Below are 22,850 nucleotides of genomic sequence, written 5' to 3'. Positions count from 1 at the left end.
CCTCAATCGCCGGAGGGGCTTGACGTGCTCCTCCGGCGATCAGATCACCCCTCCCCGAGCGCCGTCTCGATGGCCGTGCCCCAGGCCAGTACCCGTTCGTCGTCCCCCGCCGCCCCCACGCACTGGAGGCCCAGCGGCAGTCCGTTGCCCGCGTGGCCTGCCGGGAGGGTCAGGGACGGCAGGCCGGCGTTGCTCCAGGGCAGGCACATGACGGAGCTGCCCGTCGTGGTCAGGCCCAGCGGGGCCGGGCCCGTCGCCGACGGGGTGATCCACAGGTCGGCGTCGGCCAGCGCCGCCGCCATCCGGTCCCGGAACGCCACCCGCTCCCGCTGAGCCCGCACGTACTCCACCTCCGTGATCAGTTGGCCCTCCCGGATCGCCCGTACCGTCTCCGGCCGGTAGCGGTCCCCGTACTCGGCGAACCAGTCCGCGTGCGTACGGGCCACCTCGTAGCGGTTCATCGTGAAGAGCTGGGCCCTGACCTGCTCGAAGTCGGCCATCACGGGGATCCGCCGCACCGTGAACCCGGCCGCCCGCAGCCGCTCCACCCGGGTCGCGAAGACATCGAGCGCCTCCGGTTCGGCGCGTTCCAGATACGGGCCTTCGGGGACCGCGAGCACCGGCAGCTCCGGTGAGCCGTGGGCCGGGTCCGCGGGCGGCTCGTGCGGGTGCCAGTTGTCGCAGACCACCGCCAGCGCGGGCAGCAGCCCCGCCACATCCGGGGCGAAGAGGCCGAGGGTGTCGAAGCTCGGGGCGTTCGCGATGACGCCGTCCACCGGGATGCGCCCGTACGTCGGTTTGAAGGCGGTCACCCCGCAGTACGCCGCGGGGCGGATCATCGAGCCGACCGTCTGGGTCCCCACGGCCAGCGGCACCATCCCGGCCGCGACCGCCGCCGCCGAGCCGCTGCTCGAACCGCCCGGGGTGTGTGCGAGGTTGCGCGGGTTACGCGTCGGACCCGGGGCCAGCACCGCGAACTCGGCCGTCACCGTCTTGCCCGCGATCACCGCCCCCGCCGCGCGCAGCCGGTCGACGACCGTGGCCTGCCGTCCGGCGATGGCCTCCGGCGGGAGGGCCGAACCCGCCCTGGTGGGCAGGGAGTCGACATGGATGATGTCCTTGATGCCGACCGGGACGCCGAAGAGCGGCGGCCGGTCCGTGGGGTCGGGCCAGCGGGCTGTGACTGCCGCCGTCTCGGCCGCGATCCGTTCGGTGCGGCCCGGTTCGGGGACGAAAGCCTGTATCTCACGCTCCATGGGCCACGACGCTACAACTCCGCGAGCGCTCCGGCAGGGGTCTCGGAAGGGTCGGCCGGGTCCGCCGTGCGGCTGCCGGCCGGGGCCGTGCGGGCGGTCAGGGCCGCGTAGACCAGCCCGCCGACCGCACCGGAGAAGAGGAAGCTGCAGTCCACCCCGCCGGTGAGGTGCAGCAGGGGGCCCTCGTAGAAGGGGGTGGAGACCGCGCACAGTCCGACGGCGGCGCCGGCCGCCCACGCCACGGACGCCCGGACGTTCCAGCCCGAGCGGTACCAGTAGACGCCGCCCACGGACCGGCGGTTGAAGACCTGGAGGGCCTCGGAGTCGTACTGCCCGCCGCACCGCACGTACCCGATGACGGTGATCACGGCCCAGGGCGTGCCGATGGCGGTGAGCAGCAGGACGAACGAGGTCATCGCCGACTGCGCGTCCCAGGCGAAGTGGCCGACGAAGACGAAGAAGGTGGCCACGGCGGCCACCACCAGGGTCGCCCGCGCCCGGGTGGCGCGCGGCAGGATGGCGTCCAGGTCGAGGCCCATCGAGTAGAGCATCAGCCCGGCGTTGCCGACCGAGCCGGCCGAAGCGGCGAGCAGCAGCGGGATCAGGTACCAGAAGGGCGACGCGGTGACCAGCGGCCCCGCGAAGTCGACGGCCGAGCGGGCGGCGAGCGCGGTGTACGTGCCGAAGAGCTGCGGGACCAGCAGCCCGAGTATCAGGCCGCAACAGGTGGCGGTCAGGACGGCGCGGGAGGTGTGGCGGCGCGGTGACACATAGCGGGTGTAGTCGCCGAGCAGGGTGATGAAGGCGATGGGACCGCTGAGCCCGGCGGCGACGGCCGAGAGGAACCAGGTGGGCCAGAAGGAGCCGAGCAGATACCCGGTGTGCGGGGCGGCGGCCGTGGTGAAGTCGGGGGCGTACGCGAAGAGTCCGAGCACCAGCAGGACCGTCATCCCGATGGCGAGCGCCTTGCTGAGGCGCAGCAGGATCCGGTAGCCGTACACCGCGCCGGTGACGGTCAGGGCGGCGAGCAGCGCGTAGACCAGGGCGTGCATCAGGCCGTTGTCCGGCAGTCCGGTGAGCCGGGACAGTGTCCCGATCATCACGTCGCCGCCGGTCCACAGGGTCAGCGCCGTGTAGCCCAGCGAGAGCAGCAGTCCGACGATCGAGCCGATGAGCCGGCCGCGTACGCCGAACTGGGCGCCGCTCGATGTGGAGAGATTGGTGCCGGTCCGCAGCGACACCAGGGCGAGCGGCGCGGTGAGCAGCGTGCCGACGACCGTGCCGGAGACTACGGAGGTGACCGCCGGCCACAGCCCGAGGCCGAAGGAGACCGGCAGCCAGCCGAAGATGATCACTCCCAGGCAGAGGTTGGACCCCAGCAGGATGCTGATGAGATCGCGCGGACCGCTGGTGCGCTCCGCGTCCGGGATGGTGTCGACTCCGCGCTGTTCGATCGGCACGAGGTACCTCTCCGCTCGTCTGTTTGAGTGCCGCTCAATCTGATGTCCTCCGGTTTGGCGTGTCAATGGTTTCGGGTCTTTCTATAGGCGATGTTTAAAGTTAGAGTGGCGTTCTAATCGATGATCAATGGAAGCGAGTGGGCGTGAGACTGACCCCGACGGAGCGCGACCGGCTGCTGCTGTTCGGCGCCGCTGAGCTGGCGCGGGCGCGCCGGGCGCGCGGGCTGCTGCTCAATGTTCCGGAGGCGACCGCGCTGATCGCCGACACGGTCTGTGAGGCGGCCCGCGACGGGCGCCGGCTGGCCGAGGCGATCGAGGCGGCGCGCGCGGTCCTCGGCACCGGCGATGTGCTGCCCGGTGTCGCCGATGTCGTCACCGAGGTGCATGTCGAGGCCGTCTTCGACGACGGTTCACGGCTGGCCGTGGTCAGCGACCCCATCGGCGGCGGCTCCCTGGGCGATGAAGCACCCGGCGCCGTGGTGTCCGGGCCCGGCTACCCCGACCCCGTCCCCGAGGTGACGCTGACCGTGCGCAACACCGCGTCGGTGCCGGTCAGCGTCACCTCCCACTTCCACTTCTTCGAGGCCAACCCCCGGCTGGACTTCGACCGCGCCGCCGGTTACGGCATGCGGCTGTGCGTGCCCGCCGGCTCGTCCGTACGGTTCGGGCCCGGCGAGAGCGCCGATGTGGAGCTGGTCTCCATCGGCGGAGACCGGATCGCGATCGGGTTCGCGGGTCTTGTCGACGGGGCGCTGGACGCGCCCGGCGCGAAGGAAGAGGCCCTGCGGCGCGCGGCGGCCTGCGGATATCTGGGAGCCGAACCGGGAGCAGGACGATGAGTGAGTACGCAGCCGTGCACGGCCCCAGGGCCGGTGACCTGGTCCGCCTCGGTGACTCCGGGCTGACCGTCCGCGTCGAGTCCGACGCACAGCGCCCCGGCGACGAGTTCCTGGCCGGATTCGGCAAGACCGCACGCGACGGCCTGCACCTCAAGGCGGCCGCCGTACGCGAGACCTGCGACGTCGTGATCAGCAACGTGCTGGTCATCGACGCGGTGCAGGGCATCCGCAAAGTCTCCATCGGCATCCGGGAGGGCCGGATCGCGGCGATCGGCCGGGCCGGCAACCCCGACACCCTGGACGGCGTCGACGTCGTGGTCGGCACCGGCACGTCGATCGTCTCGGGCGAGGGGCTGATCGCCACCGCCGGAGCCGTCGACGCACACGTCCATCTGCTCTCGCCGCGCATCATGGAAGCCTCGCTCGCCTCCGGGGTGACGACGATCATCGGGCAGGAGTTCGGCCCCGTCTGGGGCGTCGGCGTCAACTCGCCCTGGGCACTGCGCCACGCCTTCAACGCCTTCGACGCCTGGCCGGTCAACATCGGCTTCCTGGCCCGCGGTTCGTCGTCCGACCCGGCCCCGCTGGTCGAGGCGCTCGCCGAGGGCGGCGCGTCCGGCTTCAAGGTGCACGAGGACATGGGCGCGCACACCCGCGCCCTGGACACCGCGCTGCGCGTCGCCGAGGAGTACGACGTCCAGGTCGCCCTGCACAGTGACGGCCTGAACGAGTGCCTGTCGGTGGAGGACACCCTGAGCGTCCTGGAGGGCCGCACGATCCACGCCTTCCACATCGAGGGGTGCGGCGGCGGCCATGTGCCGAACGTGCTGAAGATGGCAGGAGTCCCCAACGTCATCGGCTCGTCCACCAACCCGACGCTGCCGTTCGGCCGGGACGCGGTCGCCGAGCACTACGGGATGATCGTCTCCGTACACGACCTCAAGACCGACCTGCCCGGCGACGCGGCCATGGCCCGTGACCGGATCCGCGCCGGGACGATGGGCGCCGAGGACGTGCTGCACGACCTGGGCGCCATCGGGATCACCTCGTCGGACGCCCAGGGCATGGGCCGCGCCGGCGAGACCGTGCGCCGTACCTTCGCGATGGCCGGGAAGATGAAGGCCGAGCGCGGCGCGGAGGGCGACGACGACAACGCCCGGGTGCTGCGCTACATGGCGAAGCTGACCATCAACCCGGCCATCGCACACGGTCTCGCCCATGAGATCGGGTCCATCGAGACCGGCAAGCTCGCCGACATCGTGCTGTGGCGGCCCGACTCCTTCGGCGCGAAGCCGCAGCTCGTCCTCAAGTCGGGCTTCCCGGCGTACGGAGTGACCGGCGACCCGAACGCCGCGACCGACACCTGCCAGCCGCTCGTCCTGGGACCGCAGTTCGGTTCCTACGGGGCGACGGCGGCCGACCTCGGTGTCGCGTTCGTGGCGCAGGCCGCCATCGACCTGGGCAGCGACCACATGCCGACCCGCCGCAGGCGCGTCGCCGTGCGCGGCACCCGGGGTATCGGCCCCGCCGATCTGCGGCTCAACTCCCGTACGGGGCAGGTGGATGTGAACCAGCGCACCGGTCTGGTCACGCTCGACGGCGACCCGCTGGAGTCGCGGCCCGCCGAGTCCGTCTCGCTCAACCGCCTGTACTTCCTGTGATCCGCCGTACCGCATGCCGTTGAACCGCGATCCGGCGGACCGCCGTACCGCTGCCCGTGTCAGTGCCCCTACCGACCGATCTCCCCGGAGGACCCATGTTCCGTATGCCGCCCGAGTGGGCCCCGCACGAGCGCACCTGGATGGCCTGGCCCGGCCCCAACCCCACGTTCGACGACGCGGACGGCCTGGCGCGGGCGCGCGAGGCGTGGGCGGCCGTGGCGCGTGCGGTCCGCCGCTTCGAGCCGGTGACGATGGTGACGGGACCGGGGCAGTCCGCCGGCGCCCGTGCGCTGCTCGGCCCGGACGTCGAGCTGGTGGAGCGCGAGCTCGACGACGCCTGGATGCGCGACATCGGCCCGACCTTCGTCACCGACGGCGAGCGGCTGGCCGCGGTGGACTGGACGTTCAACGGCTGGGGCGCCCAGTCCTGGGCCCGCTGGGGGCACGACGCCAAGATCGGCGCGTATGTCTCCGACCTGGCCGGGGCGCGGACCCACACGTCCGAGCTGGTCAACGAGGGCGGTGCGATCCATGTCGACGGCGAGGGCACCGTCCTGCTGACCGAGACCGTGCAGCTCGGCGCCGAGCGGAACCCCGGCTGGACCCGGGAACAGGTCGAGGCCGAGATCCACGCCAGGCTCGGCACCACCAAGGCGATCTGGCTGCCGCGCGGACTCAGCGGTGACTACGGCGAGTTCGGGACCCGGGGACATGTCGACATCGTGGCCGCCTTCGCGCGCCCCGGTGTGGTCGTCGCCCACACCCAGCCCGACCCCGCCCACCCCGACCACGAGCTGTGCAAGGGGATCGTGGCGCGGCTGCGCGCGGAGACCGACGCGAAGGGCCGCCCGCTGGAGGTGGTGGAGGTCCAGGCCCCGACCGTCCTGGAGGCCGACGGCGGCTGGGCCGACTACTCGTACATCAACCACTACCTCTGCAACGGCGCGGTGGTGCTCTGCTCCTTCGACGACCCCCGCGACGCCGAGGCGGCCGCGGTCTTCCAGCGGCTCTTCCCGGACCGCACCGTCGTCCAGGTCGACGCCCGGACGATCTTCGCGGGCGGTGGCGGCATCCACTGCATCACCCAGCAGCAGCCGCTGGTGGGCCAGGGCTAGAGCCTCCCGGTGGACCAGGACGGGCCCGAAGGGGCCGCCGGCGCATCCCATACTCTGGGCGGCATGAACGAACCGGCGGCCCGCGCGCGCAAGAACGCCCCGCCCCGCGAGAGCCTGCTGGCCGCGGCCATGGCCAGCATCGCCGACGGCGGCCTGGAGAAGCTCACCATGGCGGGGCTCGGCCGCGAGGTCGGCATGAGCAGCGGGCACCTGCTGTACTACTTCCGCACCAAGGACGAGCTCCTGCTCCAGACCCTCGAATGGAGCGAGGAGCTGCTCGGCATGGAGCGCCGTGCGGCGCTCGCCCGCCAGGTGCCGGTCCGCGAACGGCTCGACGCCTATGTCGACCTGTACATCCCCGCAGGCCCCCGCGACCCGCACTGGTCGCTCTGGCTCGAACTGTGGAACCGGGCGCACGGCGTCGACGACGACACCCGCGCCCGGCTGCTCGACATCGAGCTGTCCTGGCACCGCGATCTGGTCGCCCTGCTCGTCGAGGGGGCGTCACGCGGTGAGCTGCGGCCGGTCGACACCGAGCGGTTCGCGACGCGGATACGGGCGCTGCTGGACGGCTTCAGCACCCATGTGGCGATGGCGCTGCCCGGTTCGGGGCGGCCCCAAGTGCTGGCGCACGTCAGCGAGTTCATCGATGACGCGCTGGCCCCGCAGGGGTGAGGGGGCCGGCCGGGGAACGCAACGCACACAAGTACGCGTGATCGTTGCGTGCGGCCCTCTTGTGGGCCGTCGGGCCCCTGCGCCACCGTGACTCCCCATGGGACGAGAGCAGTGGAAGAAGGTCTGGGTCGGCTCGGCCGGCAACATGGTCGAGTGGTTCGACTGGTTCGTGTACGCCACCTTCGCGGTGTACTTCGCCGACGCGTTCTTCCCGAAGGGGAACGAGACCGCGAACCTCATGAACACCATGGGCATCTTCGCCGTCGGGTTCTTCATGCGGCCCGTCGGCGGCTGGCTGCTCGGCCGGATCGGCGACCGCAGGGGACGCAAGGCCGCGCTGACCCTGACCGTCACCCTGATGTCGGCGTCGGCGATCCTGATCGCGGTCGCCCCCACCTACGCGGTCGCCGGATACGGCGGTGTCGCCGTCCTGCTGGTCGCCCGGCTGCTCCAGGGGCTGTCCGTCGGCGGTGAGTACGCGGCGAGCGCCACCTACCTCACCGAGGCGTCCGCGCCCGACCGGCGCGGATTCGCCTCCAGCTTCCAGTACGTGTCGATGACCGCGGGCCAACTCGTGGGCCTGGGGCTGCAGATCGTCCTCCAGCGCACCCTGTCCGAGGACGCGCTGCACAGCTGGGGCTGGCGCATCCCGTTCATCGTGGGCGCCGTCGGCGCGGCCATCGTCTTCTATCTGCGGCGCTCGCTCCTGGAGACCGAGGTGTACGCGGAGTCCGGCGCGGCGGCCGACGAGAGCCGGGGCACACTCAGGGCGCTCTGGGCGCACCGCCGGGAGGCGGTGCTGGTGATGGCCCTCACGATGGGCGGCACCGTCGCGTACTACACGTACACCACCTACCTCACCAAGTTCCTCTCCTCCAGCGCCGGTCTGACGAAGCCGACCGCCTCGCTGGTCAGCTTCTGCGCGCTCTTCGTCTTCATGTGCGTCCAGCCGCTGGCGGGCCTCCTCTCGGACCGGATCGGCCGCCGTCCGCTGCTGATCATGTTCGCGGTCGGCTCGACGTTCCTGACCGTGCCGATCATGACGATGCTCAAACACGCGGGCACGTTCTGGCCGGCCTTCGGCCTGGCGCTGCTCGCGCTGCTCATCGTCACCGGCTACACATCGATCAACGCGTGTGTGAAGGCGGAGCTCTTCCCGACCGGGATCCGCGCGCTGGGCGTGGCGCTGCCGTACGCGATCGCCAACGCGCTCTTCGGGGGGACCGCGGAGTATGTGGCGCTCTGGTTCAAGAAGGCCGGGGCCGAGTCGGGCTTCTACTGGTACGTGGCCGGGTGCGCGGCCGTCTCGCTGGTGGTGTATCTCACGATGCGGGAGACCCGGGACATCGATCTGAACCGGGGTTCCGTCGCGGGCCCGGCGGCCAGGACGCCGGAGGGCCTGGGAAAGACGAGCCCGTCGGCCCTGTGAGGGCCGGTTCCGCGGGGGCGCGGTCCGCGCCGCGCCCCCGCCGGAGCTTGACCGCATCGTGAGATTCCCTCTACGGGGAGTGGACGGTATGGCAGACTGCGACCGTGTCCTCGTTCGCCATGATTATCGGCAGCAGGCGCGCCGGTCCGCAGTGACCGCACCCGTACCAACCCGTACGGCGCGGCCACCGTGCCCCAGACCCGCGCGCTAACCCTTCGCACCCGCGAGGGGTTTTTTCGTTTCCAGGCCCCACCTCGGCCGGGAACGAGGCGCACGCGAAGATGGGGGCAAGTGGAGCCAGACATTCCGGATCCACCCATCCGACAGGAGTCAGATCAGCATGACGACAGAGGCCAAGGCCACGGACGACAGTTTCCATGTCTTCGACACGACGCTGCGCGACGGGGCACAGCGCGAAGGCATCAACCTCACCGTCTCGGACAAGCTGACGATCGCCCGGCACCTCGACGACTTCGGCGTGGGATTCATCGAGGGCGGCTGGCCCGGCGCCAACCCCCGCGACACGGAGTTCTTCGCCCGTGCGCAGCAGGAGATCGACTTCACCCACGCCCAGCTGGTGGCCTTCGGCGCCACCCGCAGGCCGAACACCCCCGCCGCCGATGACCCGCAGCTGAAAGCGCTGCTGGACTCCGGCGCCCCGGTGATCACCCTGGTGGCCAAGTCCCACGACCGCCATGTGGAACTGGCGCTGCGCACCACACTCGAAGAGAACCTGGCGATGGTGCGCGACTCCGTCTCCTACCTCCGCGCGCAGGGCCGCCGCGTCTTCCTCGACTGCGAGCACTTCTTCGACGGGTACAAGGTCAACCCGGAGTACGCCAAGTCCGTCGTACGCGCGGCCGCCGAGGCCGGCGCCGACGTCGTCGTCCTCTGCGACACCAACGGCGGGATGCTGCCCGCCCAGGTGCAGGCCGTCGTGGCCACGGTCATCGCGGACACCGGCGCGCGCCTGGGCATCCACGCCCAGGACGACACCGGCTGCGCCGTCGCGAACACCCTGGCCGCCGTCGACGCGGGCGCCACCCATGTGCAGTGCACGGCGAACGGTTACGGCGAGCGCGTCGGCAACGCCAACCTCTTCCCGGTCGTCGCCGCCCTGGAGCTCAAGTACGGCAAGACCGTCGTCCCCGAGGGCGCGCTGCCCGAGATGACCCGTATCTCGCACGCCATCGCCGAGGTCGTCAACCTCACCCCCTCCACCCACCAGCCGTACGTGGGTGTCTCGGCCTTCGCGCACAAGGCGGGGCTGCACGCCTCCGCGATCAAGGTCGACCCGGACCTCTACCAGCACATCGCCCCGGAGCAGGTCGGCAACACCATGCGGATGCTGGTGTCCGACATGGCGGGCCGCGCCTCGATCGAGCTCAAGGGCAAGGAGCTCGGCATCGACCTGGGCGGCGACCGCGAGCTGGTCGCCCGCGTCGTCGACCGCGTCAAGGAGCGCGAACTCCAGGGCTACACCTACGAGGCCGCCGACGCCTCCTTCGAACTGCTGCTCCGCGAGGAGGCGGAGGGCCGCGCCCGCCGCTACTTCCGGATCGAGTCCTGGCGCGCGATCGTGGAGAACCGCCCCGACGGCACCCACGCCAACGAGGCGACGGTGAAGCTGTGGGCCAAGAGCGAGCGGATCGTCGCGACGGCGGAGGGCAACGGCCCGGTCAACGCGCTGGACCGGGCGCTGCGGGTGGGCCTGGAGCGGATCTACCCCCAACTCGCGAAGCTGGAGCTGACGGACTACAAGGTCCGCATCCTGGAGGGCAGGCACGGCACGGACTCCACCACCCGCGTGCTGATCACCACCAGCGACGGCGAGGCGGAGTGGTCGACGGTGGGGGTCGCGGAGAACGTGATCGCGGCGTCCTGGCAGGCGCTGGAGGACGCGTACACCTACGGTCTGCTGCGGGCCGGGGTGGAACCGGCCGAGTAGCAACTCCACGCGGGCCGGGCCCGGTCGCGGGCCCGGCCGGAGACCGGGGCCCAGGAGGAACGGGCGGGCCAAGGGGGAACGGGCGGGCCAAGGGGGAACGGGCGGGCCTGAAGGCTCTAGGCCGACATCCCGTGGCCCTGGTCCCGGGCGCCGGTCCTGTCCTGTGCCGTGACGGGGGCTGTGGCCTCCAGGGCGTGCCGGAAACCGGCCAGGCCGTCGACCAGTGCCTGCCGGGCGGCGGCGGGCATGGCGGCGATGGACGCCAGCAGGGCTTCCTCCCGCCGGGCCCGCAGATCCCGCAGATAGGTCCGGCCCTGCGCGGTGAGTCTGAGCTCCAGCTCCCGCCGGCTCACCGGGCTGGGGGCGCGCTCCACGAAGCCCAGCGCCTGGAGCCGGTCGCACAGCCGGCTGACGGACGAGGGCGCGGCGCCCAGCACTTCACCGAGCGACCGCTGGTTGATGCCTTCCTCCCGGTCCAGCGTGTACAGCACTCTCAGCTGGGAGGTGGAGACGGGCGCGGGGGAGACGGCGTCCCGTCCGTGCTCCCAGAGGACTTCAAGCAGCTCGATGACCTCGGATGCCACGTCAGCGGCCTGCTGGGGCCGTGGGTCCGAGGCTTTACCGGGCAGAGCCATGGCGCCAGTGTTTCATGCGCCCCGGCGCTCAGCGCAGAAGCTTCAGCAGGCGCTCCCGCCGCGTCTGGGCGGGGGCCCGGGGCGAGGTCTCGTTCCCGGTGGCGGCGTGATGTGCGGGCGGAGCGGAGGCCGGGGGAGCGGGGGGCGCGGCGGGGTAGGCCGGCTCCGCCGGGTACGCCTGGTCCGTGGGATAAGCCTGGTCCGCGGGGTACGCCTGCTCCGCGGGGTACGCCTGGTCCGCGGGGTAAGCCTGTTCCGTCGGGTACGCCGAAGCTGTGGGGTAGGCGGAAGCCGTGGGGTAGGCGGCGGGGTACGCCGGAGCCGGCGGGTAAGCGGGCGACGCCGGGGGCCCGGGCGGGGCCGCAGGGCGGCGTTCACCGGTGAAGTACTCGGAGTCCTTGGGCCGCTCCCCGGGCGAGACACGCGGCCGAGGCGCCGGCTCCAGGTGGGGGATGTGCTTGGAGCAGTGGATGTACGCCTCTTCGACCGACAGATGGATCCACATCTGCGGCTGCCTGCCGGGCGCCGGGTCGGCGGGCAGATGCGGATAGAGGGCGTAGTGGTCGTGCGCCGAGTACACCTGGGCCCGGCCGTTCACATGCAGCCCTATGTGGTGGTCGGTGAAGTCGATGAAGAGCATCCCGAGGTGCGGGTTCTCGGTGATGTTGCCCGCGCTGGCCACCACACCGTTGCCGCGGTACTCGGGATAGGTCAGCGTGTGATTGTCCAGCGAGACGACGAACCCGGGCGGCCCCGAACGGAAGCTCGCGTCGCACTCGCCGTGCGCGTCCGCCGTCGACAGGAACACCATGTACTGCCGTGCGATGAAGTCACGCATGGCCGGGGTGAGACAGGGCCGCATCTGCCGCTCGTAGAATCCGGCGGCCCGGTCAGCCGTCCCGAGCGCTTCCTGCAGCAGCCGCTCCCCGGGGGAGCCGAACGTCTCGTCATAGGTCGTCACAGCTGATCGTCTTCCTCCTGGGCCAGGGCGCGGGCACGGCGCAGCGACGAGGCGAGTGCGGGTGCACCCCATGGGTCGTAGTGCAGCTTCCCCGGCGGGAGTCCGCGCCGGAGCAGGACATCGGCAGCCGCGGAGATCATCTGCTGGGGCCCGCTGAGATACGCCTCGTGCCGGTCCCAGGGGCCGAACTCGGCCAGCACCTGGGGAAGGGAGCCGGTACGGCCCACGATGTTCTGTTCGGAGACCGCCGCCCGGACGGTGAGCCACGGGTGGCGCTGGGACATCCGGAGCATGTCGTCGAGCCCGTACAGCTCCTCGGCCGTTCTGGCGCCGATGAACACATCCACACTGCGCCGGTGCGAGATGCCGTGCCGGGCCACCTCCTCGACCAGGGCCCGGATGGGGGCCAGCCCGGTGCCGCCCGCCACGAAGAGCAGGTCGTCGCGGGACGCGGGATCGATGGCCATGTCCCCCTGGGGCGGGCCGATCCGTACGTAGTCGCCGACCGTCGTGTGGTCGACCAGGGCCTGGCTGACCCGGCCGCCCGGAACCGACCGGATGTGGAAGGTGAGCATCGAGTCGTCCCGCGGTGCGTGGGAAGGCGAGTAGTGGCGCCACTCCTTGGGCCACCACGGCGACTCGACACTCAGATACTGGCCGGCGGTGTAGGGGTACGGCTGGTCGGGCTGCACGGTGATTTCCGCGATGCCGCTGGGGTGGCGTACATGGGCGATGACCCGGGCGTTCCAGGCAGCCGGGCTGTGCCGGGCGTTCTGCTCGGCCGCCCGCACCATGATGTCCGCGACGGCCCCGTACGCACGCTCCCAGGCGCCGGCGATCTCCGGCGTCCAGGCCGGGCCCGCGAAACGGGCCAGCGCTTCGAGCAGGCACTCACCCACGGCCGGGTAGTGGGCACTCTGCGTACCGAACTTGCGGTGGTCGCGGCCCAGATGTGAACAGAAACGCGTCAGGCTCTCGGGGTCGTCGACGAGTTCGACGATCCGCAGGAGCGCCCGGAGCAGCCGGTCGCGCTGCACATCCATGTTGGCGGGGAAGAGATCGCGAACCGTGGGATAACGGGCGAAGAGGATCGCGTAGAAGTAGACCGCGACTTCCTCGACCTGCGACTCGATCACCCCGAGGCTGGCCCGGATCAGCGCGGTGTCCTGTGCGGCGTCGGGGCCCGGGGCGGGCGTCGGCGCGGGCGCCGGTGCGGGCGTCCACTGCGGGGCCGCGTACTGCGCGCCGGGCGGCGGGGGCGGCCCGGGGGCGGGCACACTGTGCGCCTCGGGCTCGGGGGCGGTGGAGCCTCGGCGGAACCATTTGCCGCCGCTGGGCGGCGAGTCCCTCACCGTGCGCCGGTTGTGTGCCGCGACGCCGACGGGCCTTCGGCCTCGTCGCGTATGCCGGTCGGACCAGGTCTGTCCCTCATGTCCCGAACTCCTCGGTTCCGTGGTGGTCCTGCGGGGCTTGCCGACCGCAGGGCGGATCCAAGCAGCGACAGTTCCAGTTCCTTTGCGGCAGCCATTACAGCGAGGGCTTGATCGTGGCGCAAGCCGTGTACGGAGGCACGCCGTCCGCATAGTGGACAGCTCGCCTGTCCGCAGGGCCTTCGCCACAAGGGGCAGCTGGTCGTGCGTGTGTGCGATCATCACGACTGTGGACAGTTTCACAGCTGTGGAGCGCGAACTCCGCGCAGCGGCCCCGCACCTGCTGGTCGATGTCGTCACCGAAGCTCTCCGTGAGCGGTGCGGTGCCGTGAGTGTCGTGCTGCGCATGGCCGATTACGCCGTGACCTCACTGCAGGTGGTCGAGGCCGTCCCCCTCACCACGCCGCCCGTGCCGGTCCACGACAGCCCGCAGGGCCGCGCGTTCGGCGCGCAGGAGCCCTTCCTGGAGCGCGCCGGGGGCGGTGGGCTCGTGGTGGTCCATCTGCCCGTCACCATTCGCGGTGACCGGATGGGAACGCTGTCGGTGAGCATCCCCGGCGAGCGGTACGACGAGGCCGTGCTGCCGGAGCTGGTGCACATCTGCGAAGCCCTCGGACACGAGATCCTCGTCGCGGAGCGCGACACCGACCTGTATCTGCTGGCCCGCCGCGCCACCCGGCTGACGCTCGCCGCCGAGGTGCAGTGGCAGCTGCTTCCCGGCCGGTCGCTCGACCGCCCCGAGTTCTCGCTGGGCGCCCATCTGGAGCCCGCGTACGCCATCTTCGGCGACAACTACGACTGGACGGTCTCCGCCGGCACCCTGACGCTCACCGTGACCAACGGCTGGGGCACCGGGATCGACGCGGCGCTGCTCACCAGCCTCGCGACCAACGCCCTGCGCAACGCGCGGCGCGCGGGTGTGGGCCTCGCGGACCAGGCGTACCTGGCCGACCAGGCCGTCCACGCGCAGTACAGGGGCGAGGCGTATGTCGATGTGCTGCTGATGCGTTTCGACCTGGCGACGGGCGATGTGGAGGTCGTGGACGCCGGTTCGCCCCGGCTGTGGCGGATGCGCGCTCGTACCGTCGAACAGGTCTGTTTCGAGGCGCAGTTGCCGCTCGGCATGTTCGAGGACACCCAGTACACCAGCGAGCACTTCCAGGTACTGCCCGGTGACCGTCTGCTCTTCGGGAGCGACGGCGTCTACGACACCCGGTCGGCGGGCGGTGAGCCGTACGGGGAGAAGGCCCTGGCCCGGTCGATGAGTTCGACCCGTTTTCTGCCCCCGTCGCAGGTGCCGCGTGCCGTGCTGCGGGAACTGGCCGCGTACCGCAGCGATGTGCCGCTCGCCGACGACGCGCTGGTGGTCTGCCTGGACTGGGCGGGGCGCGGCTGACCGGGCGGAGGGCGGGGCCCTCCGCCCCCGCCGTTACGCGGAGAGCCCGGCCGGGGCCGGAAGGTGGCTGAGGCTCCGGTTGCGCAGCCGGGCGTAGCCGGGACGAATGGTCTGGTGGATCAGGGCGAGGCGCTCGTCGAAGGGGATGAAGGCGGACTTCATCGCGTTCACGGTGAACCACTCCATCTCGTCCAGGCCGTAGCCGAAGGTGTCGGCCAGGTGCTGGAACTCCTGCGACATCGTGGTGCCGCTGACCAGCCGGTTGTCCGTGTTGACGCAGACGCGGAACCGCAGCCGGCGCAGCAGGTCGATGGGGTGCCCGGCGTACGAGGAAGCCGCGCCCGTCTGGAGATTGGAGGTCGGGCAGACCTCGAGCGCGATGCGGTGATCCCGTACATAGGTGGCGATCCGGCCGAGCGTGACCGAGCCGTCGGCGGCGACGGTGATGTCGTCGGTGATCCGGACGCCATGGCCGATGCGGTGGGCGCCGCAGCGCTGCACCGCCTCCTGGATGGAGGGCAGGCCGACGACCTCGCCCGCGTGGATCGTGACGTGCGCTCCGGCGGCCCTGAGATGGTCGAAAGCCTCGATGTGCCGCTCCGGCGGATTGCCGATCTCGGCCCCGGCGATGTCGAAGCCGACCACACCCGAATCGCGGTGGGCGAGCGCGAGTCCGGCGATCTCCCGGGAGCGCTCGGCGTGCCGCATGGCGGTCAGCAGAGTGCCGACGCGGATGGCGCGGCCACGCGCGGCCGCGCGGCGCTCGCCCTCGCGGAAGCCGTCGTTCACCGCCTCGACGACCTGCTCCAGGCTGAGGCCGCCGTCGAGGTGCTGCTCGGGCGCGTAGCGGATCTCGGCGTAGACGACACCGTCGGCTGCCAGGTCCTCGGCCGCCTCGGCCGCGACGCGGTACAGCGCCTCGCGGCTCTGCAGGACGGCGCAGGTGTGCGCGAACGTCTCCAGATAGCGCTCCAGGGACCCGGAGTCGGCCGCGTCGCGGAACCAGCCGCCGAGCTGTGAGGTGTCGGTGGTCGGCAGCCCCGAGTAGCCCGCGTCACGGGCGAGTTCGACGATGGTGGCGGGGCGCAGACCGCCGTCCAGATGGTCGTGCAGAAGAACCTTCGGCGCCTGCCGTATCTGCTCCTGGCCGAAGCTGCCGGTCCTGACGGTGTGCGCGGTACGGGGAGACATGTTGTCTGACAAGTGCATGGGAGGGGAGTGTAGCCGCGCTGTTCCGGAACGCGAACGCGGGCCGTCCGGGGGCGTGCGGCCCGGTCGTGACCGGTCCCGGGGCCGTGAGCGGCACCGGCCCCCAGCGCAGGGACCGCGAGCGGTACCGCGCCCAGCACCGGGACCGTCCCTCAGCGCGACTGCCAGACCGGCAGTGCCGGCGCCCCCGTGGGCAGCATGTACTTGGCGGCCAGGACTGGGGTGCGCCCGGCGTGGATCACCTGGGTCACCAGGACGGCCGGGGTGTCCGACGGTCGGTCGAACTGGGCGCCGCGACGGCTGCCCAGCATCGTGGCGACCATGGTGGACGACCCCTTCAGCGCCATGCCGCGCCCGGATTCCAGCAGCAGCTTGAGCATGGTCGACGGGGCGCCCGGCGCGGAGTCGAGCGCCTGCGCGGGGTCGAGGCCGAGACCTGTGAGGGTTTCCCCGGTGGCCGCCCACTCGTGGGCGAGGCAGGACGGCAGCGAGTTGACCTCGATCATGCTCTCCCAGAACCTGACCTCCCCGTGGGCGGGGAGCAGCAGATGCTGTGCGGAGAAGTCGGTCGGCTCCTCCAGGGTCTGCGCCAGCCGTACGGTACGGACCGCCGCGCCCGCGCCGAGCAGGTCCTCCATGGGCTTGAGGGTCTCGAAGCCGCGCTGCGGCGGGTGGTGGTTCACGGTGCGGCCCACTCCGCGCCGCACCGTGATGACCCCGTCCTCCTGGAGCAGGATCAGCGCCTCGCGCAGCGCGGGCCTGCTGACGCCCAGGTCGGCGGCGAGCCGGGGCTCGGTCGGCAGCTGTGACCCGGGCGGATAGACGCCCTGGTGGACCGCTTCCACGATCCGCTCGTACAGGACGACGACCGGACGCCGCTGCTGTTGTCTGTCAGCCATAGCCCTCTCCTGGGGTGTGTGCGGGCTGCCGCCGCCCGGCCGCTCAGCCTACGCATGGCCGCTGCGCGCTGCGGTGTTGCCGCTCGGCGGAGAAGGCCGGCGCGGCAGGCCCGGGGGTGCGGGCGGCGCTTGACAGCTCTTCGAGCGCGGGGGTAGACCAGACCTTCATCACGCCTTGTCTGACAAGTAATCGGAATCGTGTGACGGGCGTCCCGGGCGCGGTGCTGCTGCCCTGGGCGCGCCTGCCCGCCGTACCGCCGCACACATCGGCGGAACCGGCCGTCGGCGACGGACACCCGGGCACCCCCGGCGCCGCCACCCCCGGCGCTGCCACCCTCGCGCCAGGCTCTCGCCGTACCCCGACGGCGGGCTCGGATCAGGCCCGGCGCTGGTCCTTCCCGGTCTGTCCTGGCGCGTCCCGGTCCGGTCTTGGTCCTTCCCGGTCCGCTCCGGTCCGGTCCTCAGACCCGGGTCCGCTCCGTACTGCCGCCCCGACCCGCCTTCCCCCTCCAAGGAGCCCGCCATGCCGACGTGTGCTGACCACCCGGAGATGCCACGGTCCGCCCGGTCACGGTCGACGGGTCACGGTCCGACCGGCGGCCCGGGATGCTGCCGGCCCTGGCGCTGGCCGTGCTGGGCTATCAGCTCAACGCCACCATGCTCAGCCCGGCCCTCCCCGACGTCATGCACCGGCTGCACACCACCAGCGGCCTCGTCGGGCTCGCGCAGACCCTCTTCTTCCTGTTCGCCGCGATCGGCCAGGTCACGCTGGCCCGCCTCAGCGACTACCGGGGCCGCAAGCCGATGATGATGCTGGGCTGCTTCCTGGTCATCGCGGGCGACATCGCCTGCGCGGCGGCCCCCGACATCGGGGTGTTCCTGGCCGGGCGGGTCCTCCAGGGCTTCTCCGCCGCCCTGTTCACCCTGGCGTTCCTCACCCTGGACGACACCCTCTCGGCCAAGGGCTTCGGCCGCGCGGCCGGCATCATCACCGCCGTCAACGGCGGATTCGCGGGCGTGGACGCGGTGTTCGGCGGGCGTCTGGCGGACACCGTCGGCTTCCGTGGCATCTTCCTGGCCGGTCTCGTGGTGTCGGTGGCCGGGACCATCGCCGTGTACCGGACCGTCCCCGCCACCCCGCCGACCGCGACCGGCCGCATGGACTGGCGCGGTACGTCCCTGCTGGCCCTCGGGCTGACGGGGGTGCTCATCGGTCTGGCGCAGGGCGAGTCCTGGGGCTGGCTGTCCGTGCCGACCGCCGTCTGTGTGCTGGGCGGCATCGGCTGTCTGGTCCTCTTCGCCCTGGCCGGCCGGGGCACCCGGGACGCCGTCATCGACACCGGGCTGCTCGTCTCGCGCCGCGCCTGGCCGCTGCTGGCCACGACCGTACTGACGCTGGCCGGTGCGTTCGGCGCGCTCACGCTCACCGTGCCGCTCTTCACCCAGGACCCGCAGGCCGGTTACGGCATGAGCGCGACGCACTCGGCGCTGCTGTTCGCGACACCCGCCCAGGCCATCGGTGTGGTCGGCGCCCCGATCGCGGGCATACTCGGCCCGCGGATCGGCTGGCGCCGCAGCGTGGTCATCGGCTCGGCGGGCTCGCTGATCGCCTTCGCCGTCGCGGTGCCGTTCATGACCCACCAGTGGATCTTCGCGGCCGCGCTCGCGGTGCTCGGCATCACGTACAACGGGCTGAGTGTGACCGCGCTCAACGGCCTGGCCGTCCTCTCGTCCCCGGCGGAGCAGAAGGGCGCGCTGCCCGGTCTGAACGGCGCCTGCTTCGGCATCGGCGCGTCACTCGGGACGGCCCTCGCCTCCGCCCTGATCACGGTCGCGGCGAGCGGCGGCGCGCACGGCGCCGACCGGTACGCGCCCGCCCTGTGGGCCTCGGGTGGGCTGCTCGCCGCCGCGATGGTGACGACCGTGGTGATCAGGGCCGTACCGAAGGGCGCGGCGGAGGCGGACGGCGGCCGGGTCACGGTGCCCGCCCTGCACGGGTGAACACGGCGCCGCACCCGGGCAGTTGTCCGGCGGGCGGTGGCGGCTACGCGTGGGCGCTGAGCACACCACCGGCGCTGAGCACCATGTAGATGCCGTTGGCGTCGAGCCCCTCGTCGTGCCCGTCGGCGTCGAGGGTGGCGGCCACCCCGTCATGCCCGATGATCTGGGCGCGGTAGTGGTCTTCGCCGGGCTTCGTGATCTTGACCTTCCAGTCGCCCGCGACGGTGAACGTGCCCGGGCCCTGGTGTCCGCCGCCCATCCAGGAGTGGAGCGAGCCGTCGATCCCGAGCACGATGAACATGTCGTTGAAGTCGAGCCCGGCGTCGGTGTCGTGGGTCTCCATCGAGCCCAGGACCGAACCGTGGCTGACGATGTCGGCGCGGTACTTCTGGGCACCCACCTGGTAGATCCTGGCCGTGCTGCCGTCGGGCAGGGTCCGGTTGTGGGCCGGGGACGACCCCGCCTTGGAGGTCACCCCGGTCTTGTCCGCGATGTTCTGGTCGCCCCCGGCCTTCGAACTGCCCGCCTGCGAACCGCTGGAGGAGCTGCCGGTCCGGGAATCGTCGGGCTTGGGGCCGCCGGCCTTCGAGGCATCGGCCTTGGAGTCGCTCGCCGCACCGGCGTTCCCGGTGGAGTGGGACGCGGAAGCGGCCGCAGAGTCCTGCGTGCCGTGGCCCGCGGCGTCGCTGTCCCCACTCCCGCAGGCGGTCAGCGAGAAGGCGGCAGCGGCGGCAACGGCCACCAGCCCGGCGGAACGAACGGTACGGCGTGCACGGCGAGTGGTGTTCATGGAAAGTCCCCCAAGGGCTGTGGTCAGAATCCGGGATCCGGCTCTCCGCCTGCTCCCGCAGGGCGGCGGTTGTCCGGATCTCCTGTTCGCTACACCCTGTGTGATGGGGACCCGGCGGCAGTTGTTCGCCTGGTTCTGTCCGCACTTGGTAACAGCCGACGCGAGGCTCCCCGCCCGCCTCACGTGCAAGCGCGCGGGGGCGCCCGGGGGAGGGGCGTCAGCCCTCCTGGCGGACGCGGCGAAGGTCCAGCAGGTAACAGACCTTGTCGTAGCGGCTGGTGCCGACGGCGACGAAGCCGGGCAGCCGGCCGTATTCGCTGAAGCCCAACGACCGGTAGAGGCGGTGGGCGGTGCTGTTGTCGCCGCGGGCGTCCAGGGTGAGGACCTCGATTCCGGCCCGCCGGGCGTCGGCGATCAGGGCGGTGGTGAGCGCCCGGCCGATGCCGCGGCCGTGGGCGGCGGCGTCCACCGCGATCTTCTCCACGTCGGCGTGCGGGCGATGGGTCGGCCGTGCGTAGCGCAGCCAGTACCCCAGCCCGACCAGCCGGCGGCCGAGGTACGCCGCACGCAGCGCCCCGTCCCCGGCGTGCGCCGCGGAGATCACGTGGTCGAGGAGTTCCGACACCTCGTCGCGCGAGGGAGGTTCGACCCAGCCGATCGCGGCGCCTCCCCGCACCAGGTCGGCCAGAACCTGGTGGGCCGACTCCGTGAACCGGGCCCCGAGGTCCGGATCGGACGCCAGCTCCGCCGCGTCGAGGATGACGGGCTCGGAGGCCCCGCTGCTGGTCGTAGGCGTAGTCATGACCAGCAGCCTAGGAGGTCGCTTCTGTCCGCTCCTTCTGGTCCTCGGTCCTTCCGGTGTCTCGCCGGACGGGGCTCAGGGGTGCATGACGATCTTTCCCACGTGGCCCCTGCGGGAGAGTTCCTCCTGCGCCCTGGCCGCCTGCTCCAGTGGGAAGGCCGCGGCGATGACGGGCTGGACCTCGGCCCGGCGAGCCAGGTCCATGAGGAGTCCGAAGTGTGTGGGCGTGTGCATCGCGGACCCGATGACCTGGGCGTTGTGCAGGTAGAGACGGCGTACGTCGAAGGTCACGCCGTATCCGCCGAGCGCGCCCGCGATGACCCACCGGCCCCCTTCGCGCAGCAGCGGCAGCCCCTCACTCACCAGCTCGCCGGCCACGACGTCGAGCGCGACGTCGATGCCCTCGGGGGCGGCGGTGCGGATCTGCCCGGCGACGTCCCCCGCGCGGTCGACGACTCCGTGCGCGCCTGCTTCCCGCACCGCGTCGATCTTGGACCCGCTGCTGATGGCGACCACGCGTGCGCCGCGCGCGCGGGCGATCTGCACCAGCGCGAGGCCGACGCCGCCGGACGCTCCCGAGACCAGGGCGGTCTCGCCCTTCCGCAGCCGGCCGCGCTCGATCATGCCCAGCGCCGTGCCGTAGGCGGTCGGCAGTGCCGCGAGCTGGTCGTCCGTGAGCGGGGAGCGCGTCACGTCATGCACGCGCTTCACCGGCGCCGTCACGTACTCGGCGTATCCGCCGTCGCGTTCGCTCCCCATCAGGCCGACCGGGTTGGCGTCCGGCCCGTCGCTGTCGTAGATCGCGGGGTCGACGACCACCCGGCGTCCGACGAGGCTGCTCTCGGCTCCGGCCCCGACGCCCACGATCCGGCCGGCCACGTCGGCGCCCTGGATCCGCGGGAAGCCGACCGGGCCGCGCCAGCCCGACTTCGCCTTCGGGTCCCCCGGACGCCCGTAGGCGCCCTCACGGGTCCACAGGTCGGTGTTGTTCAGGGCCACGGAACTGACCTGGACCAGTACCTCACCGGCTCGCGGCGCGGGGACGGCGACCTCCGCCGCCTCCAGAACCTCCGGTCCTCCGTGCCCTGTGATCCGCACCGCTCGCATGAACTGGGGCGCACTCATCGCTTGAACCTCCTCGCCGGTATACTGATCTGTGAACATCTCCCACCGTACACCGATCAGTGAAGGGGCTCGCAGTGCAGGAAGCGCGGTCCGTGACGCCGGCCGGCCGCCGCATCGTGGCGGCCGCCGAGGAACTGTTCTACAACCGCGGGATCACAGCGGTCGGCGTGGATCTGATCGCTGAGCACTCAGGGGTGACCAAGCGGACCCTGTACAACCAGTTCGGTTCGAAGGACCACCTCGTGGCGGCCTATCTCACCGGCCGCGACCAGCGCTGGCGGTCGCTCGTCCGCGCCGCAGCCGACGCATGCGATACGCCCGTCGACGCGGTCACCGCCCCCTTCGATGCGCTGCGGGCCTGGAGCAGGACCAACCACCGGGGCTGCGCCTTCATCAACGCACTCGCCGAACTCCCGGACCCCTCACATCCAGCCCACCGCATCGCAGCGAACCAGAAGCTCTGGCTGCTGAACCTGTTCGAGGAACTCGCCACCACGGCGGGCTGCTCACACCCGGCGACTCTCGCCACCCAGCTCCTGGTGCTGCATGAGGGCGCTGTCGCCACACAGCCCCTCTCGCGCAACACCCTTCCGGAGAGCACCGACTTGGCCCGAGCCCTGGTCGGAGCCGACGTAGCGCCCGGCCGCTAGGTCTGTTGATCACGAGCGTGTTCACAGGCGCGTTTTCGACAAGGCACTCTGCCGTGCGGGCGCCGTTCAGCGCCCCTCGGAGTTGAGCACTGAGGCATCACGCTTCTCGTCCGCGGGTGCGGCGGCGCGTGCCGCGAGCAGCAGGGCCTCGGCGCGGGTGGCGGCTGTGCTGAAGATCCCGTTCACGCCGGTGACGTCGAACAGGCGCTGCACCTGCTGCTGGACCGGGCCCGCGAGGTAGAACGTCCCGCTGCTGTTGGCCCAGAGCAGCAGGTTCAGCGCGCTGGAGTCGGCGAACGTGACCTGCGAGAGGTCAAGCACGACCGGCCTCCGGGCGCCGAAGGCGCCTGCGACGGCCTCCCGGATCGGTGGGGCCGCGTCGATGTCGACGTCTCCGACCGGTACGACCACCGTGACGGCGCCCTCCTCGAAGCAGGACACATCCCTCGGCCGGCCACCCTGGCCCGGAGGCACGCTAACAGTTGTCATGCGGCAATGATCGCATGATCGCCCTGTCTTGGCGAGACACGTCCGGCCGTGCCTCGGCGGTGAGGGGTGTGGGTGTGACG

Annotated in this window: 19 protein-coding genes and 1 pseudogene; 9 read left to right on the top strand and 11 right to left on the bottom strand. The window is 71.7% G+C overall.

All coding sequences use genetic code 11. The features are described 5' to 3' along the window. Positions 1-44: 44 nt before the first annotated feature. Complete coding sequence (locus OG510_RS10125) at positions 45-1,256, bottom strand: amidase (protein ID WP_406136453.1); 1,212 nt, start codon at positions 1,254-1,256, stop codon at positions 45-47. Between the two features lie 11 nt (positions 1,257-1,267). Continuing rightward, entirely contained in the window at positions 1,268-2,716 is a 1,449-nt protein-coding gene (locus OG510_RS10120; protein WP_406136452.1) for a cytosine permease, read from the bottom strand. 143 nt (positions 2,717-2,859) lie between these two features. On the opposite strand from OG510_RS10120, the gene ureA reads away from it, so the two are divergent. From ureA to cimA, 6 genes are all read left to right on the top strand, one after another. Then, the gene (gene ureA / locus OG510_RS10115) at positions 2,860-3,555 is read left to right on the top strand and encodes an urease subunit gamma (RefSeq protein ID WP_406136450.1); all 696 of its coding nucleotides are present in this window, start codon (positions 2,860-2,862) and stop codon (positions 3,553-3,555) included. Beyond that, positions 3,552-5,216, top strand: coding sequence for an urease subunit alpha (locus OG510_RS10110; RefSeq protein WP_406136449.1), 1,665 nt, complete (start codon positions 3,552-3,554; stop codon positions 5,214-5,216). Before ureA ends, OG510_RS10110 begins: the two co-directional genes overlap by 4 nt. A 95-nt stretch (positions 5,217-5,311) precedes the next feature. Further along, on the top strand, positions 5,312-6,331 hold the full coding sequence (locus OG510_RS10105) for an agmatine/peptidylarginine deiminase (RefSeq protein ID WP_406136448.1): 1,020 nt from the start codon (positions 5,312-5,314) through the stop codon (positions 6,329-6,331). A gap of 63 nt (positions 6,332-6,394) precedes the next feature. Beyond that, positions 6,395-7,006 carry a TetR/AcrR family transcriptional regulator gene (locus OG510_RS10100; protein WP_406136447.1) on the top strand — a complete coding sequence of 204 codons (612 nt, stop codon included), beginning with the start codon at positions 6,395-6,397 and terminating at the stop codon, positions 7,004-7,006. 97 nt (positions 7,007-7,103) lie between these two features. Continuing rightward, positions 7,104-8,435, top strand: coding sequence for an MFS transporter (locus OG510_RS10095; RefSeq protein ID WP_406136446.1), 1,332 nt, complete (start codon positions 7,104-7,106; stop codon positions 8,433-8,435). Between the two features lie 340 nt (positions 8,436-8,775). Beyond that, entirely contained in the window at positions 8,776-10,383 is a 1,608-nt protein-coding gene (gene cimA / locus OG510_RS10090) for a citramalate synthase (protein ID WP_406136445.1), read from the top strand. A gap of 116 nt (positions 10,384-10,499) precedes the next feature. Here the strand turns inward: cimA and OG510_RS10085 are convergent, their stop codons facing one another. The 3 genes and pseudogenes from OG510_RS10085 to OG510_RS10075 all read right to left on the bottom strand — a co-directional run bounded on the left by OG510_RS10085 (position 10,500) and on the right by OG510_RS10075 (position 13,331). Next, the gene (locus OG510_RS10085; RefSeq protein ID WP_406136444.1) at positions 10,500-11,018 is read right to left on the bottom strand and encodes a MarR family winged helix-turn-helix transcriptional regulator; all 519 of its coding nucleotides are present in this window, start codon (positions 11,016-11,018) and stop codon (positions 10,500-10,502) included. Positions 11,019-11,358: 340 nt separating this feature from the next. Beyond that, positions 11,359-11,979, bottom strand: a pseudogene (locus tag OG510_RS10080) (pyridoxamine 5'-phosphate oxidase family protein); the annotation flags it as partial. Next, positions 11,976-13,331 (bottom strand): globin domain-containing protein, encoded by a 1,356-nt coding sequence (locus tag OG510_RS10075; RefSeq protein ID WP_406136443.1) that lies wholly within the window; start codon positions 13,329-13,331, stop codon positions 11,976-11,978. The pseudogene OG510_RS10080 and the gene OG510_RS10075, both read right to left, overlap by 4 nt. Before the next feature lie 307 nt (positions 13,332-13,638). Between OG510_RS10075 and OG510_RS10070 the strand changes: the two genes are divergently transcribed. Beyond that, the gene (locus tag OG510_RS10070) at positions 13,639-14,805 is read left to right on the top strand and encodes a PP2C family protein-serine/threonine phosphatase (RefSeq protein WP_406136442.1); all 1,167 of its coding nucleotides are present in this window, start codon (positions 13,639-13,641) and stop codon (positions 14,803-14,805) included. A 33-nt stretch (positions 14,806-14,838) separates the two neighbouring features. Here the strand turns inward: OG510_RS10070 and OG510_RS10065 are convergent, their stop codons facing one another. Both OG510_RS10065 and OG510_RS10060 read right to left on the bottom strand, forming a co-directional pair. Then, positions 14,839-15,996: an adenosine deaminase gene (locus OG510_RS10065; protein WP_406142350.1), complete on the bottom strand. Its 1,158-nt coding sequence runs from the start codon at positions 15,994-15,996 to the stop codon at positions 14,839-14,841. Positions 15,997-16,166: 170 nt separating this feature from the next. Further along, the gene (locus OG510_RS10060; protein WP_406136441.1) at positions 16,167-16,913 is read right to left on the bottom strand and encodes a GntR family transcriptional regulator; all 747 of its coding nucleotides are present in this window, start codon (positions 16,911-16,913) and stop codon (positions 16,167-16,169) included. Positions 16,914-17,519: 606 nt separating this feature from the next. Between OG510_RS10060 and OG510_RS10055 the strand changes: the two genes are divergently transcribed. Next, on the top strand, positions 17,520-18,914 hold the full coding sequence (locus tag OG510_RS10055; protein ID WP_406136439.1) for an MFS transporter: 1,395 nt from the start codon (positions 17,520-17,522) through the stop codon (positions 18,912-18,914). Between the two features lie 43 nt (positions 18,915-18,957). On the opposite strand, the gene OG510_RS10050 is transcribed toward OG510_RS10055, so the two are convergent. From OG510_RS10050 to OG510_RS10040, 3 genes are all read right to left on the bottom strand, one after another. Further along, positions 18,958-19,704, bottom strand: a complete 747-nt coding sequence (locus OG510_RS10050) for a hypothetical protein (protein WP_406136438.1) — start codon at positions 19,702-19,704, stop codon at positions 18,958-18,960. A 217-nt stretch (positions 19,705-19,921) separates the two neighbouring features. Then, positions 19,922-20,506 (bottom strand): GNAT family N-acetyltransferase, encoded by a 585-nt coding sequence (locus OG510_RS10045; RefSeq protein WP_406136436.1) that lies wholly within the window; start codon positions 20,504-20,506, stop codon positions 19,922-19,924. A gap of 75 nt (positions 20,507-20,581) precedes the next feature. Then, positions 20,582-21,631: a zinc-binding dehydrogenase gene (locus OG510_RS10040; RefSeq protein ID WP_406136435.1), complete on the bottom strand. Its 1,050-nt coding sequence runs from the start codon at positions 21,629-21,631 to the stop codon at positions 20,582-20,584. A gap of 92 nt (positions 21,632-21,723) precedes the next feature. On the opposite strand from OG510_RS10040, the gene OG510_RS10035 reads away from it, so the two are divergent. Then, positions 21,724-22,281: a TetR/AcrR family transcriptional regulator gene (locus tag OG510_RS10035; protein WP_406136434.1), complete on the top strand. Its 558-nt coding sequence runs from the start codon at positions 21,724-21,726 to the stop codon at positions 22,279-22,281. Positions 22,282-22,347: 66 nt separating this feature from the next. Here the strand turns inward: OG510_RS10035 and OG510_RS10030 are convergent, their stop codons facing one another. Continuing rightward, positions 22,348-22,770: an STAS domain-containing protein gene (locus OG510_RS10030; protein ID WP_406136433.1), complete on the bottom strand. Its 423-nt coding sequence runs from the start codon at positions 22,768-22,770 to the stop codon at positions 22,348-22,350. Between the last annotated feature and the right edge of the window lie 80 nt (positions 22,771-22,850).

It is taken from the genome of Streptomyces sp. NBC_01089, assembly GCF_045162975.1.
In the GTDB taxonomy this organism is placed as follows: domain Bacteria; phylum Actinomycetota; class Actinomycetes; order Streptomycetales; family Streptomycetaceae; genus Streptomyces.
This window is presented reverse-complemented; position numbering and strand designations above follow the sequence as displayed.

Coding starts and splice junctions, on each gene's coding strand:
- OG510_RS10125 (WP_406136453.1), bottom strand. CDS start 1,256: ATGGAGCGTGAGATACAGGCTTTCGTCCCCGAACCGGGCCGCACCGAA.
- OG510_RS10060 (WP_406136441.1), bottom strand. CDS start 16,913: ATGGCTGACAGACAACAGCAGCGGCGTCCGGTCGTCGTCCTGTACGAG.
- OG510_RS10055 (WP_406136439.1), top strand. CDS start 17,520: ATGCTGCCGGCCCTGGCGCTGGCCGTGCTGGGCTATCAGCTCAACGCC.
- OG510_RS10095 (WP_406136446.1), top strand. CDS start 7,104: ATGGGACGAGAGCAGTGGAAGAAGGTCTGGGTCGGCTCGGCCGGCAAC.
- OG510_RS10030 (WP_406136433.1), bottom strand. CDS start 22,770: ATGACAACTGTTAGCGTGCCTCCGGGCCAGGGTGGCCGGCCGAGGGAT.
- OG510_RS10085 (WP_406136444.1), bottom strand. CDS start 11,018: ATGGCTCTGCCCGGTAAAGCCTCGGACCCACGGCCCCAGCAGGCCGCT.
- OG510_RS10110 (WP_406136449.1), top strand. CDS start 3,552: ATGAGTGAGTACGCAGCCGTGCACGGCCCCAGGGCCGGTGACCTGGTC.
- OG510_RS10105 (WP_406136448.1), top strand. CDS start 5,312: ATGTTCCGTATGCCGCCCGAGTGGGCCCCGCACGAGCGCACCTGGATG.
- cimA (WP_406136445.1), top strand. CDS start 8,776: ATGACGACAGAGGCCAAGGCCACGGACGACAGTTTCCATGTCTTCGAC.
- OG510_RS10050 (WP_406136438.1), bottom strand. CDS start 19,704: ATGAACACCACTCGCCGTGCACGCCGTACCGTTCGTTCCGCCGGGCTG.
- OG510_RS10065 (WP_406142350.1), bottom strand. CDS start 15,996: ATGTCTCCCCGTACCGCGCACACCGTCAGGACCGGCAGCTTCGGCCAG.
- OG510_RS10100 (WP_406136447.1), top strand. CDS start 6,395: ATGAACGAACCGGCGGCCCGCGCGCGCAAGAACGCCCCGCCCCGCGAG.
- OG510_RS10040 (WP_406136435.1), bottom strand. CDS start 21,631: ATGAGTGCGCCCCAGTTCATGCGAGCGGTGCGGATCACAGGGCACGGA.
- OG510_RS10045 (WP_406136436.1), bottom strand. CDS start 20,506: ATGACTACGCCTACGACCAGCAGCGGGGCCTCCGAGCCCGTCATCCTC.